The organism is Caloramator proteoclasticus DSM 10124 (assembly GCF_900129265.1).
In the GTDB taxonomy this organism is placed as follows: Bacteria; Bacillota; Clostridia; order Clostridiales; family Caloramatoraceae; genus Thermobrachium; species Thermobrachium proteoclasticum.
Map to the genome: position 1 here is coordinate 22,808 of NZ_FQVG01000028.1, position 13,203 is coordinate 36,010.

Sequence of the window (13,203 nt, forward strand, 5' to 3'; positions counted from 1 at the left end):
TTTTTATTTTGCTTGCAGGAAAAATAAAAAATTAATAGAAGTAATATTTAACGCAACATAATTTAATTTTATATCGTCTAATATGTGAAGGGAGGAAGAGGTGTGATAAGTAGGCAGGATAGAAGTGCAGAAATAGAAACTTTGATTGATGAATATGGGGATGATATTTTAAGACTCTGCTATATATATACAAAGGATTATTCACAGGCTGAGGATTTATTTCAGGAAGTATTTATAAAAATATATAAAAGTTTGGACAATTTTAGACAGGATTCAGACATATATACTTGGATTACAAGGATAGCAATAAATACTTGTAAAGATTATTTGAAAAGTGCTTGGATAAAGAGAAATATTTTGTTTTGGGATGTAAAAACAGAAGAAAAGGGTACTGTAGAAACTGATGTTATTAAAGAAATAGAGAGGGATTACATACTTAATGCAGTATTAAATCTACCTGAAAAGTATAGGGTAGTTATATATCTTTACTATTACAAAGGGTTTACAACAGCGGATATGGCACAGATATTAAAAACTAAAGAATCGACTATAAGAAGTAGGCTTATGAGGGCAAGAGAAATACTTAAAAGCAATCTTAAGGAGGGATTAGCCTATGAGGAATGACAAAAGAGAGCTTGATTTAAGAAGGCTTGATGAAATACAAGTAAGTGATGAGCTAAAAAGAAGGACTATATTAAAATGTAAAGATTTAAATAAAGGAGGGATAGTTATGAAGAGAAGATGGGCAGCGGCAGTTATGACTCTAATAGTTTCAATTTTCGCCTTTACCTATGTATTATCCTATTTAAGACAGGATAAGGATACAAAAGAAGTTTCATATGAGCTTACACAGGTTCAAAGTAAAAAAGAGTTTTTGTCAATGATAAATAAAAAATTAAAGGAACAAAATGACGGAATAAGGCTTTTTGGGGGAAGACAAGTGGCAGAAAAGGCGGCAGATTCTTCTGCACAAAATAATTCAAAAGAGCATTCAAGCACCAATGTTCAGGTTGAGGGAATAGACGAGGCCGACATAATAAAGACTGATGGACAATATATTTATGTAATAAACTTTGAGAGAAATGAACTGAATGTATATACTGCAGAGGAAAAACCCAAAAAGATATTTAGCTTAAAGGGAGAAGGTATATTAGGCAGTAGAGAGGCAAAGGAATATAAGGGGTATAAAAGAAATATAGGTCTACAGGATATGTTTCTATATAAAAATGGCAATAAAAATTACTTGGTTATTATGTCCATCGTAAGTAGGTATAAGGAAAATCCAGAACAGCCATCATTAAAAGAAAGGGTAATAGGAATAATGCCTATTTACTATGGAGAAAACACAACACTTATAAGTGTTTATGATGTATCTAATATTGAAAAAGTTAATGTAGTAAAGCAATACGAAATTACAGGAGATAAATTATCTGCAAGGCTAAAGGATGGAAAGGTTTATTTAGTTACAAATAAGGGATTTTACTATTATTTTAGAGAATCAAGCAATAGTAATAACCTATTGCCATACTATATAGAATATGGTCAAGAAGTAGAGAAAAAAGAAATAGATGTAAGTAACATTAGATATAACAAACAGGATATTCAGCCAAACTACACAATCATTTCAGCAATTGATATAAACAAAAATACAATAGATAATCAGGTTGTTTTAGGATATTTTGAAAATATGTATATGTCCAACGATAGTCTATATCTTGTTAAAACAGCTGTAAACTACAAAGAGATAAAGCAGGATTCAAATAAACCTAACGATAGTATTGCAGTTTCAATTTATGATGAAGATACAGTTATATATAAATTTGATTTGGGTGAGAAGGTTGAGTATAGAAAGTTTACAACAGTTAAGGGAAGAATAATAAATCAATTTTCGATGGATGAATATGATGGATATTTTAGAATAGCAACAACAGAGAGCATAAATCAAAACAATAAATTTACAACAACAAATAATGTATATGTTATAGACAAAAATATGAATGTTGTAGGAAAGATTAATAATATAGCACCAGATGAAAGAATATACTCAACAAGATTTGTTAAAGATAAGCTATATATGGTAACCTTTAAGCAGGTAGACCCTCTATTTGTAATTGACCTTAAAAATCCAAGACAACCTAAAATTTTAGGCCTATTAAAGATTCCAGGCTACAGCACCTACCTTCACCCATACGATGAAAATACAATAATAGGCTTTGGTATGGATACAGGAGAAACAGAGGGAAGAGTTGTAAACAAGGGAATGAAGGTTGCAATATTTGATGTAAAAGATGTAAATAATCCAAAGCAAAAGGACAGCATTGAAATTGGAGGAAAGGGTACCTTCTCAGAATCATTATATAACCATAAGGCACTTGTTGAGTATAGAAAATACAACTTATATGCCTTTGAATTATATGAGACAAAAGATGACGATTCCTATGTTTTAGACTTTGCAGGACTTTGTTTGATGCAGATAGAAAATGGAAGGTTAAATGTTAAGGCAAAAATATCCCACAGCATAACAAGTTCTCAAAATGAATATAAAGAACCTATATATGGCTATAGAGCAGTATTTGTAGATAACCTAATGTTTGTAATTTCAAGTAGGGCTATAAGTGTAATTAATCTTGACAATATGAAGGAAGTTTACAGGGGAAATATATGATAAATTAGCGGAAAAGTATTGAAAAGGCTTATGATTTTTGTTAAAATAAAATTGCCACGAAGGCAAATTGGTTAGTTTGTTTTTTAGGAAAGTATTGTTACCACGAGGGTAGCGTTTAAAGCGCTACCCTTTTTTATTGGCATTCATATCACTTATAACTTATTAAGTTTTAAAGGAGGGATTTTTTATGCATATACCAGAAAACTACCTAAGCCCATCAACTTGTACAGCCTTTTATTTAGCAATCATACCAATAATAAAAAGAACTATATCAAAAGTTAAAGAGCAATTAGATAGAAGAAGGATGTCACTTTTAGGTGTGGCAGCAGCCTATTCCTTTTTAATAATGATGTTTAATGTTCCGTTACTTGGCGGAACAACAGGCCACGCCGTTGGAGCTGTTATAATAGCCATACTTCTTGGGCCCTATGCAGCCTTTATAGCAGTAGCTGTTGCACTTACCATTCAAGCCCTATTCTTTGGGGATGGAGGTATATTATCATTAGGTGCAAATATATTTAATATGGCCTTTGCTATGTCCTTCAGTGGATACTATATATATAATAGGTTAAAGAACAAAAACGAAAACTTAGCGGTTTTTTTAGGTTCATATATAGGACTTAATATTGCAGCATTTTTAACTGCGATAGAATTTGGAATACAGCCATACCTATTTAAAGCAGCAGATGGGACGCCACTTTATTGCCCATATGGATTAAATGTAGCAATACCAGCAATGATGCTGTCCCATCTTTTAGTTGCAGGGGTTATAGAGGGTGTTATATCATTACTTATATACAAGGCTGCAAAACAAATTAAGTTAGTAAAAATTTACGAGAATAATGAAGAACCAAAGGTTATGAATAAAATATATATATTTATTGCTGCATTGATAGCCTTATCCCCACTTGGATTAATTGCTCAAGGAACAGCTTGGGGTGAGTGGGGGTTAGATGAGATAAAAGAGATTGCAGGTTTTGTTCCAAAGGGAATGGAAAAGGGAATAAATTTTGAAGCTATTATGCCTGATTATACAGTTTCAGGAGTAAATGAAGTTTTAGGATATATTATATCTGCTATTTTGGGTGTTATGATAATTATGCTTTTATTTAGACTAATAGGTATTTTTTCAAAGAAGGGGATAGAAAATTAAATGGATTGGTTAAAGGAAAAGGATGAATTTGAATTTGAAATTAAAAATGAATCTTTTATTGAAAAAACTTTATCTTCACTACTTAGCCTTATATCAAAGATAAGGAGATTCGATAATAGGGATAGAGGTATATATAAAATACACGAGGCCTTTAAAATATACTTTACGCTAATTAACATAATACTTCTATCCCTTTCATTTAATAAGTTTTATATAATGTTAAATGCTTCATATGTGATATTACTTATAATTTTTTTAGACGACAAGGATGTTTTAAAAATATTAAATATGCTATTATTAGTCTTTATTTTTTCTTCTTTAATAATTGGTCCATCTTTATTTTTTGGAAATAAAAATGCATTATTGGTTATAGTTAAAATAACTATATCAATTGCTTTAACAATGGTTATGTCAATTACATCGAATTGGCATAATATAATTTCAGCCTTTAGACTAATTAAAGTACCAAATATAGTCCTTTTTATATTTGATTCTGCAATAAGGTTTATATATTTATTATCAGAAAGGGCTTATGCAATACTTTGTAGTTTAAAGATAAGGAGTGTTGGGCATATAAAAAAGCCATACAGTACTCTATCACAAATAATGTATAATTTATTTGTAACTTCTATTGATATGAGCTTTAAAGTGGATGAAGCTTTAGAGTGTAGATGCTTTAGCGGTGAATTTAAATATAGTATATATAAAAAGGTTGGAAAGTTTGAGATTTTATATAGTATAATAAACTTAATTATCATTGCAGGATTTTTTATATTAAGTTAGTAATTATGAAAGATTAAGGTGGTAAAATGATTGAAATAAAAAATATAACTTGTAAGCTGAATGAAAATGTAGTATTAGATGGTGTATCCTTCAAAGTAAATAAGGGTGAAAGCATTGCTATAATTGGACCAAATGGTTCAGGCAAAACTACTCTACTTAGGGTTTTAAATGGACTTATCGACGTTAAAAGGGGAGAATATATATTTGACGGACAAAGAATTGATAGCAGGTTTTTAAATGATGCAAAGAAGAGAAAAATATTCCATAAAAGAATTGGTTTTGTATTTCAAAACTCCGATAATCAGCTGTTTTGTAAAACAGTTTTTGATGAAATAGCCTTTGGATTATTACAGTTTGATATAAAATATGAAGAGATTGAAAAGAGGGTCTATGACTGCTTAAAATTGCTTGATATTGAACATTTAAAGAACAGAGTTCCTTATACTTTAAGCGGAGGAGAAAAGAAAAAGGTAGCAATTGCCTCAATTCTTGCACTAAATCCTGATGTTTTGATATTAGACGAACCTTTGAATGAAATTGACCCAAAGAGTAAAAGAAAAATAAAGGAGCTACTGCAAACTTTAAATGGTTTTGGTAAAACTATAATCTGTGCAACCCACGATTTTGACTATTTTAAGGGATTGTTTAAAAGAGCAATTGTTTTATCAAGTGAACACAAAATAATATACGATGGTGATTTTGATAGCCTAATAGGTGATAAGGAATTTTTAGAAGATAATAATATAATTTAGATGCTGCTTTTTAAGGTGACTTAAACTTTTTACTGCTTAAATTTAAGCTACTTATAAGAGGCAGCAGTGATTGTTGACAATCCTACTTGTTAGTTAATTTTTGCAAAAGCCCCATGAATGGATTTCAAAGGCTCTTTCATGAGCTTTAGCAATTCTTAGCTTTTCGACTTTTCCAAACAAAGAAAAGCTTAGAATTGATTAGCGAAATGAACGAATGCCCAAGAAATCCTTCATGGGGCTAATCTATATATAACTTTTTCAAATAACTTAGTTACTATAAGAGGTAGCATTTTTTATTCACAATTTGTTAATAATTCTGTCATTTTGGCTCCTTCTAAAACCTATAAAATGAATTTTAAAATTGATGGGAGGAGAGAAAATGAAGAAAAGCCTTAAAATCTTAATTGGTATTGTTCTAATTTTAATAATTTCCTTTACTGTATATTATTTTTACTCTAAAAAAAGCACTTCTAATAATGTACAATCAACAGTTAGATACATACCCCAAAGAGTAGTAAAACAGGACATTTCGGTTAAAATCAAGTCAACGGGTATTGTTTTTGCTGGTACTTCAAAGGAGGTTGTTGCTAAAAATAGTGGTGAGGTTAAAAACTTGAATGTAAAGGTTAAAGATACAGTAAAGGAAGGAGATACACTTTTAACTGTATATAATGATCAGATAGAATCACAAATAACTAGTGCAGAGATTAATATAGAAAAATTAAATCTGCAGTTAAATAATGCAAAGTCAGAGGATGAGGCAAAACTTATCAATCTACAGTTAAAGGAGGCAAAAAATAATCTATCAAATTTAAAAAAGCAAAAAAGCGAAATGACCATAAAGGCTCCAATTAGTGGTGTTGTAACTGCAGTTAATGTCAATAATGGGGATAATGTTCAATCAGGAAAAAGTTTATTAACAATAGTTGATCCCAAATCTCTTAAAATAAAGACTTCTGTTGACGAACTTGATATATCTAAAATTAGTATTGGCCAAAAGGTAAATATAAAAATAAATGCCCTTGAGGACAAAACATTTCAAGGTAAGGTTGAGGAGGTTTCGGATATAGGAACAACTCAAAATAATGTAACAAGCTATGATGTAATAGTATCTATTGAAAACCCAGAAGGAATAAAGCTTGGGATGACTGCAAGTATAGAGATTGAAGCACAAAGCAAAAAGGATGCATTGTTAATACCAATTGAAGCACTTCAAGAAATAAATGAAAAAAAATATGTTCTTCTTCAAGAACAAAATGAAAATACACAAACTACTGAACAAAATAGCGTCAATTCAAGTAATCAGACAAGGAGTCAGAGGAGACAATTTGGATTAACAGAAGGAAATGGTAGATTGATTGAAATAAAGACAGGATTGAGAAATGATAGCTTTATAGAGGTTGTGGAGGGATTAAAGGAAGGAGATATTGTACTTGTAAAGGTTTCAACAAGTACAAATTCAAATACAATGAGAAACAACTTTAGAAATAATAATATGAGGATGCCTGGTATGGAAGGCGGAATGGGAGGACCAGGTGGAGCACCACAAAGATAGGGGTGATTAGATGGAGAGAAATGAAAAGGTTATTGTAATGAAAAATGTTTCCAAGGTATATTCGACGGGGAAAAACCAATACAGGGCGTTAAATGGGGTAAATATTGAAATAGAAAAGGGCGAATTTGTTGCAATAGTTGGACCATCTGGTGCAGGAAAATCTACGCTTATGAATTTAATTGGATGTTTAGACACTTTAACTGAAGGTGAATATTATCTTGATGGAATAAGTATAGGTAATATGAAGGATAATCAGCTTGCTGATATTAGGAATAGAAAAATAGGCTTTATATTTCAAACCTATAATTTAATAAGTAAGCTAAATGTATTAGAAAATGTAGAACTTCCTTTAATATATATGGGTGTTCCCTTTAATGAAACAAGAAAAAGAGCCATCTCTGCTCTAAAAAAGTTAGGATTAGAGAGCCACCTTAAGCATAAACCAACAGAGTTGTCGGGTGGACAGATGCAGAGGGTTGCAATAGCAAGAGCAATCGTTACAAATCCAGAGATTATATTAGCGGATGAGCCAACAGGTGCACTTGACTCAAAAACTGGTATGGAAGTTTTAAATATTTTAAAGGAATTAAATAAAGAGGGAAATACAATAGTTTTAATAACCCACGATATGAATATAGCTTCAAATGCCAAAAGAATAGTAACAGTAAAGGATGGAGTAATAGTTTCAGATTCGTGTGTAGAAAAGTTAAAGGAGGTGGGAGTATGCGAAGATTGATGCTCTTTAAGATGGCATTTACTTCTGTTGCCTCCAATAAGATAAGAACCTTTTTAACAATGCTTGGGATAATAATTGGAATATCATCAGTTATAACTCTTGTAGGTTTAGGTGAAGGAACAAAAAAACAGGTTCAGGAGCAGATAGAGAGCCTTGGCACAAATTTAATTACTGTTAATATAACCTCAAGAAGAACAAAGGGATTGAGTGATGAGGATATAGAATTAATAAAGACAAAACCAGGAATAAAAAATGTTGCCCCACTCCTAAATCAAAATGGTATAATAGTAAAAAGTGGAACGAAAACCTATTCAACAACAGTTGAAGCGTCAACTCCTGAGTATTTTGGAATTAGAAAGTTAGATGTAGAAAGTGGTAGAAGTTTAGAAAAAGACGATATAGAATCAAGGGGTACAGTTGCAGTAATAGGACAAGATATAGTGACAGAACTTTTTCCTTTGCAAAATCCAATAGGACAAAGTATAAATATTCAAGGTGTTGATTTTACTATTGTTGGTGTTTTAAAGTCTCAAGGAAGTTCAGCAGGCGGTTCTGGTGACGATAGAGTTATAATACCAATAACAACTGCAAAGAGGCTTTTTAAAACAGATGAGGTTAGAACAATATATATAGAGGGAACATCAAGGGAAGATACGCAGCTTGCAAGGGGGTATTTAGAACTCTATTTTAACAGTAGATTTAAAGGAGATACCAGCCAATATAGGGTTTTTGATCAAACAAGCCTTCTTGAAACAGCAACTAAAACAACCGAGTCTATGACATTAATGCTTATGGGAATTGCAGCAATATCACTTTTGGTTGGTGGTATTGGTATTATGAATATAATGCTTGTTGCGGTTATAGAGAGGACACGTGAAATTGGTATAAGGAAGGCACTTGGAGCAAAGAGAAGGGATATAATGATACAGTTTTTAATAGAATCATCGACTGTAAGTTTAATAGGAGGTGTTTTAGGAGTTATTTTAGGGTATATACTTGCAAGCTTCCTAAAATCGATTTTAAGTATGGCTGTATATATATCTTTTAATGTTGTTTTGTTTGCGGTTGTATTTTCAATTTTTGTAGGTATATTCTTTGGTATGTATCCAGCAAGCAGAGCATCAAAATTAAACCCAATAGATGCACTTCGCTATGAATAGGGGTGGTAAAATGAAGGAGACTATTTTAGTTGTTGACGATGAAGAAAGAATAAGAAAACTTATTTGTGCATATTTGAATAAAGAAGAATACAATATCCTCGAGGCCTCAAATGGCTTCGAGGCTATTAATATCTTAAAAAAAGAAAAGATACATCTTGTTGTACTTGATGTTATGATGCCATTTTTAGATGGGTGGCAGACTTTGGTGGAAATTAGAAAGTTTTCAGATGTTCCTGTTATTATGCTAACAGCTAAATCAGAGGATGATGATAAGCTTTTAGGGTATTCACTTGGAGTAGATGTGTATTTAACAAAACCATTAAGTCCTAAGGTGGTTTTAGCAAGTGTAACTGCTATTATAAAACGAGTATATCATTCGAAAAATGAATTGTGCATTGATGTAGTCGATGGACTTAGAATTGACGAAGCAGCATATTCTGTTTATTTAGATAATGATGAGGTTATTTTGTCCCCAAAGGAATTTGAACTTTTATTGTATTTATATAAAAATAAAGGGATAATTTTGACAAGAGAACAGATTTTAGATAGTGTTTGGGGATTAGAAAAGGATGTGGATTTAAGGACGGTTGATACGCATATAAGGAGAATACGTGAAAAATTAAAGGAAAAATCCTATTTAATAACAACAATAAGAGGAGTGGGATATAAATTTGATGCAAAAAATGAGAGGTAGTATTGTAAAGAAGTTATTTTTAATAAACTCACTAATATTAGTCCTTTTTATTATTTTGTCCTTTGCATTTCAGCACATATTTTTTGAAAGGTTTTATGTCCATAAAAGAAAAATAGAGGCAATAAATGTATTAAGCAATTTTGTTGAGACATATGAAAAAACAGGAGATCTAAAATTATCCTTTGAAAAGTCAGTTGATATTAATAAGGCCTTTGGTTACAGGTTTTTGATTTTAGATAAAGAAGGGAATGTAAAATATGCGGTTAATCCAGCTGTGGATAAAGGTGCAAAGGAAAACATAAGAATTCTTACAGATGCAATTTTTAGAATAAGCACAGATAATTTGCTATCTAAAGTTGAAAAAAACAAATATTTTTCTGTGGTGTATTATAATAAAAGATTTCCAATAAGTAGTATTATAACCATATATAATTCGATTGAAAAGAATGAGTATATTGTATGTACTTCATTGCTTCAGCCAATAAATGAGGCGTCTAAGGTAATAAAGGAGCTTTATGTATATTTATTTGCGGCAGGAATAATTGTTACTTTAATAGTATCTTTAATCTACTCTAAAAATGTTTCAAGACCTATACTGGAAATAAAGGATGTAGCGGACAGGATTGCTAATTTAGATTTTAGCAAAAGAATTGATATAAAGTCGGATGATGAACTTGGAATGCTTGCAAGTGCAATAAATACAATGTCTGAAAATCTAAAGGATGCACTAAATTCCTTAAGGGAGGCAAATAAAAGGCTTGAGGAGGACATAGAAAAAGAAAAGAAGCTTGAAAGGATGAGAAAGGATTTTATAGCCGCTACATCCCACGAGCTAAAAACTCCTATAAACCTCATACAAGGATATCTTGAGGCCTTTAAGGATGATGTGTTTGATGAAAAGGATAAGGATTATTATATAGATATTTTACTTGATGAAACTAAAAAAATGGCAAGTCTTGTTAACGATATGTTGGATTTATCTCAACTTGAAGCGGGGAAATACAATTTAGTTATTGAGGAATTTAATTTAAAGGATTTAGTAATGAGGGTAGTTAAAAAGTTTGAGGGAAGTATAAGAGAAAATAAAATAGAATTAATAATGAGTTTGACTGATGTTTTAGTTAAGGCTGACTTTTATAGAATTGAACAGGTCATAACTAACTATCTGACCAATGCAATAAGGCATTCTACTGGAAAGATTGAAATAAATTTATATAAAGAAGATGATTTGGTTAAATTTGAGGTAATTAACTCTGGTGAGAACATACCAGAAGAAGAATTGGAGAATATATGGAGTAAGTTTTATAAGCTTGATAAGTCAGGGAATAAAAAATATGGGGGTACTGGGTTAGGACTAAGTATAGTTAAGAATATCATTGAACTACACGGAGGAAAGGTTGGAGCCAAAAATATTGAAGGTGGAGTTAAGTTTTATTTTACATTATAGATTTTATTGATAAATAAGCTTTTTTAATATAAAATTATCTTCGAGGGTGTTTTGGAGGTGAATATATGGAACAGGTTTTAAATTTGATTTTGAATAAGTTGGATAATATTGACAATAGAATAGATAATATTGAAAAACGAATTGATGGTATTGAACAAAGAATGGATAACATTGAAAAACGAATGGACAATATTGAAAAACGAATAGATAACATTGAAAAACGAATGGACAATATTGAGCAAAGAATGGATAACATTGAAAAACGAATGGACAATATTGATCAGCGAATGGATAATATTGAAAAACAAATGGACAATATTGAGCAGCGAATGGATAATATTGAAAAACGAATGGACAATATTGAGCAGCGAATGGATAATATTGAAAAACGAATGGATAATATCGAACATAGGGTGGATTCCATAGAAATAGACACAAAGGGAATAAAGTTAGATACAAATGAGATAAGAGCAAGTCAAGATAGGCTTGAAGCAAGGTTAGAGGATTTAGATTCTAAAAATGCAAAAAATCATATTGCAATGATGAGTATAATGAAAACAACATATAAGGATGTGAAGTTTGTAAAGCATAAACTTTATCAAACAGAAGAGGATGTATTTGATATTAAGGATTATTTGAAGATAGTAAAGTAGGTGAAAAATTCACCTACTTTTTGTTTTTGGCCTCCAGCCAAAATTAGCATCCTGCTCAAGAGAAGCCACTTGATTTAGAAGAGTTTGATGAACCATTTACTTTTATTGTGGGAAGTTTTTTCTTAACAAGTGTACTTTTACATTTAGGGCATTCTACCGTTTCATCTGCGTTTCTTACTAATTCCTCAAATTCGTTTTCACATATTTCACATTTGTAAGTAAATAATGGCATAAACACACCTCCTTTATACCCCTCTATGGTATATTATATGTATCAAAATAAAATTTTCAATATTTTATTATGGATAATAATTTTCTTCAAAAAACTATTGTCAAAATAAAATATTTATGTTATTATAAAGATGTCAAAGGAAAATATAAATATTCATATAAATAAAGGGAGGATGTTAAAATGAAAAAGTTTGTATGTACAATATGTGGTTATGTTCACGAAGGAATGGAGGCACCAGATAAGTGCCCACAATGTAATGCTCCAAAGGAAAAGTTTATAGTAAAAGAAGATGGAAAGCTTGTTTGGGCAGATGAACACAGAATAGGAGTTGCTAAGGATGTTGATCCAGAAATAATAGAAGGTTTAAAGATGAACTTTATAGGAGAATGTACTGAAGTTGGTATGTATCTTGCTATGAGCCGTCAAGCTGATAGAGAGGGATATCCAGAAGTAGCTGAGGCATATAAGAGAATAGCAATAGAAGAGGCAGAACACGCAGCAAAGTTTGCTGAACTTTTAGGAGAAGTTGTAACAGACAGCACAAAGAAGAACTTAGAGATGAGAGTTCAAGCAGAATATGGTGCTTGTGAAGGAAAGTTAAAGCTTGCAAAGAGAGCAAAGGAACTAAACCTTGATGCAATTCACGATACTGTTCACGAAATGTGTAAGGATGAAGCAAGACACGGTGCAGCGTTCAAGGGATTATTAGAAAGATATTTCAATAAGTAATATAAATTAAAACGACTGTTCAATCGACAGTCGTTTTTTTATAAGAAAATTTATTATAACCTGTATAATTTATAAAAATTTGGTTAACTTATATGGGGAGGGGTGATAAGTATGGCAAAGAAAGAAGAAAAGAAACAAAAGAAAAACAGAAAAAAAGAATCTATGCCTGAAGAAGAATAATGTGTCCTAATCGGACACATTATTTTTTTATAATTAAACTTAACAGATTAAAAAAATATTTAATGCAATTATTATCGTTTTATTAAAGATAAACTGTATTGAGTAAAATGTAGTATAATATTAATATTGGTTTGATTTTTAAGTTTGCAGAACAATATACCGCGAAATGAAAAATGTCACATTTCACCTGGGTGGGAGACCTCCGAAAAAATATTATGGTATAATAAATATGCATAAATATTTTTTCGGAGGTCTTTTATGTTTAATAAGAACAATCAACAAATTGATATTATGACAAATATGATATATGAAAAATTAGTACCTAAAGATCATCTTCTTGTTAAAATAGATTCAATTATTGATTTTTCTTTTGTATATGATATCGTAAAAGAAAAATATAGTGAAAACAGAGGAATAAAAGCCTATGATGCAGTTATTCTTTTTAAATTATGTTTACTTGAATA

14 protein-coding genes are annotated in these 13,203 nt (G+C 30.9%); 13 read left to right on the plus strand and 1 reads right to left on the minus strand.

Annotated features, from left to right (window positions below):
* Positions 1-102: 102 nt before the first annotated feature.
* From BUB63_RS07625 to BUB63_RS07675, 11 genes are all read left to right on the plus strand, one after another.
* Positions 103-624, plus strand: coding sequence for a sigma-70 family RNA polymerase sigma factor (locus BUB63_RS07625; protein WP_242826179.1), 522 nt, complete (start codon positions 103-105; stop codon positions 622-624).
* Positions 614-2,665: a beta-propeller domain-containing protein gene (locus BUB63_RS07630; protein WP_073248880.1), complete on the plus strand. Its 2,052-nt coding sequence runs from the start codon at positions 614-616 to the stop codon at positions 2,663-2,665. Before BUB63_RS07625 ends, BUB63_RS07630 begins: the two co-directional genes overlap by 11 nt.
* Positions 2,666-2,852: 187 nt before the next feature.
* Positions 2,853-3,818, plus strand: a complete 966-nt coding sequence (gene cbiM, locus BUB63_RS07635; protein WP_073248882.1) for a cobalt transporter CbiM — start codon at positions 2,853-2,855, stop codon at positions 3,816-3,818.
* On the plus strand, positions 3,819-4,601 hold the full coding sequence (locus BUB63_RS07640) for an energy-coupling factor transporter transmembrane component T family protein (RefSeq protein WP_073248884.1): 783 nt from the start codon (positions 3,819-3,821) through the stop codon (positions 4,599-4,601).
* Between the two features lie 26 nt (positions 4,602-4,627).
* Positions 4,628-5,353 (plus strand): energy-coupling factor ABC transporter ATP-binding protein, encoded by a 726-nt coding sequence (locus BUB63_RS07645; protein WP_073248886.1) that lies wholly within the window; start codon positions 4,628-4,630, stop codon positions 5,351-5,353.
* Positions 5,354-5,732: 379 nt separating this feature from the next.
* The gene (locus tag BUB63_RS07650) at positions 5,733-6,908 is read left to right on the plus strand and encodes an efflux RND transporter periplasmic adaptor subunit (protein WP_073248888.1); all 1,176 of its coding nucleotides are present in this window, start codon (positions 5,733-5,735) and stop codon (positions 6,906-6,908) included.
* A gap of 10 nt (positions 6,909-6,918) precedes the next feature.
* Positions 6,919-7,644 carry an ABC transporter ATP-binding protein gene (locus BUB63_RS07655; protein WP_027308162.1) on the plus strand — a complete coding sequence of 242 codons (726 nt, stop codon included), beginning with the start codon at positions 6,919-6,921 and terminating at the stop codon, positions 7,642-7,644.
* Positions 7,632-8,804, plus strand: coding sequence for an ABC transporter permease (locus BUB63_RS07660; RefSeq protein WP_073248890.1), 1,173 nt, complete (start codon positions 7,632-7,634; stop codon positions 8,802-8,804). Before BUB63_RS07655 ends, BUB63_RS07660 begins: the two co-directional genes overlap by 13 nt.
* Positions 8,805-8,814: 10 nt before the next feature.
* Complete coding sequence (locus BUB63_RS07665; RefSeq protein ID WP_073248892.1) at positions 8,815-9,498, plus strand: response regulator transcription factor; 684 nt, start codon at positions 8,815-8,817, stop codon at positions 9,496-9,498.
* The gene (locus BUB63_RS07670; RefSeq protein ID WP_073248894.1) at positions 9,479-10,945 is read left to right on the plus strand and encodes a sensor histidine kinase; all 1,467 of its coding nucleotides are present in this window, start codon (positions 9,479-9,481) and stop codon (positions 10,943-10,945) included. The genes BUB63_RS07665 and BUB63_RS07670 overlap by 20 nt, the downstream gene beginning before the upstream one ends.
* Before the next feature lie 65 nt (positions 10,946-11,010).
* The gene (locus BUB63_RS07675) at positions 11,011-11,598 is read left to right on the plus strand and encodes a coiled-coil domain-containing protein (RefSeq protein WP_073248896.1); all 588 of its coding nucleotides are present in this window, start codon (positions 11,011-11,013) and stop codon (positions 11,596-11,598) included.
* Positions 11,599-11,653: 55 nt separating this feature from the next.
* Here the strand turns inward: BUB63_RS07675 and BUB63_RS07680 are convergent, their stop codons facing one another.
* A complete protein-coding gene (locus BUB63_RS07680; protein WP_073248898.1) occupies positions 11,654-11,830 on the minus strand; it encodes an FmdB family zinc ribbon protein in 177 nt (58 codons plus the stop codon).
* 180 nt (positions 11,831-12,010) lie between these two features.
* Between BUB63_RS07680 and BUB63_RS07685 the strand changes: the two genes are divergently transcribed.
* Positions 12,011-12,559, plus strand: coding sequence for an NADH peroxidase (locus BUB63_RS07685; protein ID WP_027308166.1), 549 nt, complete (start codon positions 12,011-12,013; stop codon positions 12,557-12,559).
* A 438-nt stretch (positions 12,560-12,997) separates the two neighbouring features.
* The coding region (locus BUB63_RS07690; RefSeq protein WP_479722840.1) for a transposase at positions 12,998-13,203 on the plus strand (206 nt) is incomplete at its 3' end.

What these genes read in the sequence shown, in the direction of transcription:
- BUB63_RS07630 (WP_073248880.1), top strand. Translation starts at nt 614, where the DNA reads ATGAGGAATGACAAAAGAGAGCTTGATTTAAGAAGGCTTGATGAAATA.
- cbiM (WP_073248882.1), top strand. Translation starts at nt 2,853, where the DNA reads ATGCATATACCAGAAAACTACCTAAGCCCATCAACTTGTACAGCCTTT.
- BUB63_RS07640 (WP_073248884.1), top strand. Translation starts at nt 3,819, where the DNA reads ATGGATTGGTTAAAGGAAAAGGATGAATTTGAATTTGAAATTAAAAAT.
- BUB63_RS07645 (WP_073248886.1), top strand. Translation starts at nt 4,628, where the DNA reads ATGATTGAAATAAAAAATATAACTTGTAAGCTGAATGAAAATGTAGTA.
- BUB63_RS07650 (WP_073248888.1), top strand. Translation starts at nt 5,733, where the DNA reads ATGAAGAAAAGCCTTAAAATCTTAATTGGTATTGTTCTAATTTTAATA.
- BUB63_RS07655 (WP_027308162.1), top strand. Translation starts at nt 6,919, where the DNA reads ATGGAGAGAAATGAAAAGGTTATTGTAATGAAAAATGTTTCCAAGGTA.
- BUB63_RS07660 (WP_073248890.1), top strand. Translation starts at nt 7,632, where the DNA reads ATGCGAAGATTGATGCTCTTTAAGATGGCATTTACTTCTGTTGCCTCC.
- BUB63_RS07665 (WP_073248892.1), top strand. Translation starts at nt 8,815, where the DNA reads ATGAAGGAGACTATTTTAGTTGTTGACGATGAAGAAAGAATAAGAAAA.
- BUB63_RS07670 (WP_073248894.1), top strand. Translation starts at nt 9,479, where the DNA reads ATGCAAAAAATGAGAGGTAGTATTGTAAAGAAGTTATTTTTAATAAAC.
- BUB63_RS07675 (WP_073248896.1), top strand. Translation starts at nt 11,011, where the DNA reads ATGGAACAGGTTTTAAATTTGATTTTGAATAAGTTGGATAATATTGAC.
- BUB63_RS07680 (WP_073248898.1), bottom strand. Translation starts at nt 11,830, where the DNA reads ATGCCATTATTTACTTACAAATGTGAAATATGTGAAAACGAATTTGAG.
- BUB63_RS07685 (WP_027308166.1), top strand. Translation starts at nt 12,011, where the DNA reads ATGAAAAAGTTTGTATGTACAATATGTGGTTATGTTCACGAAGGAATG.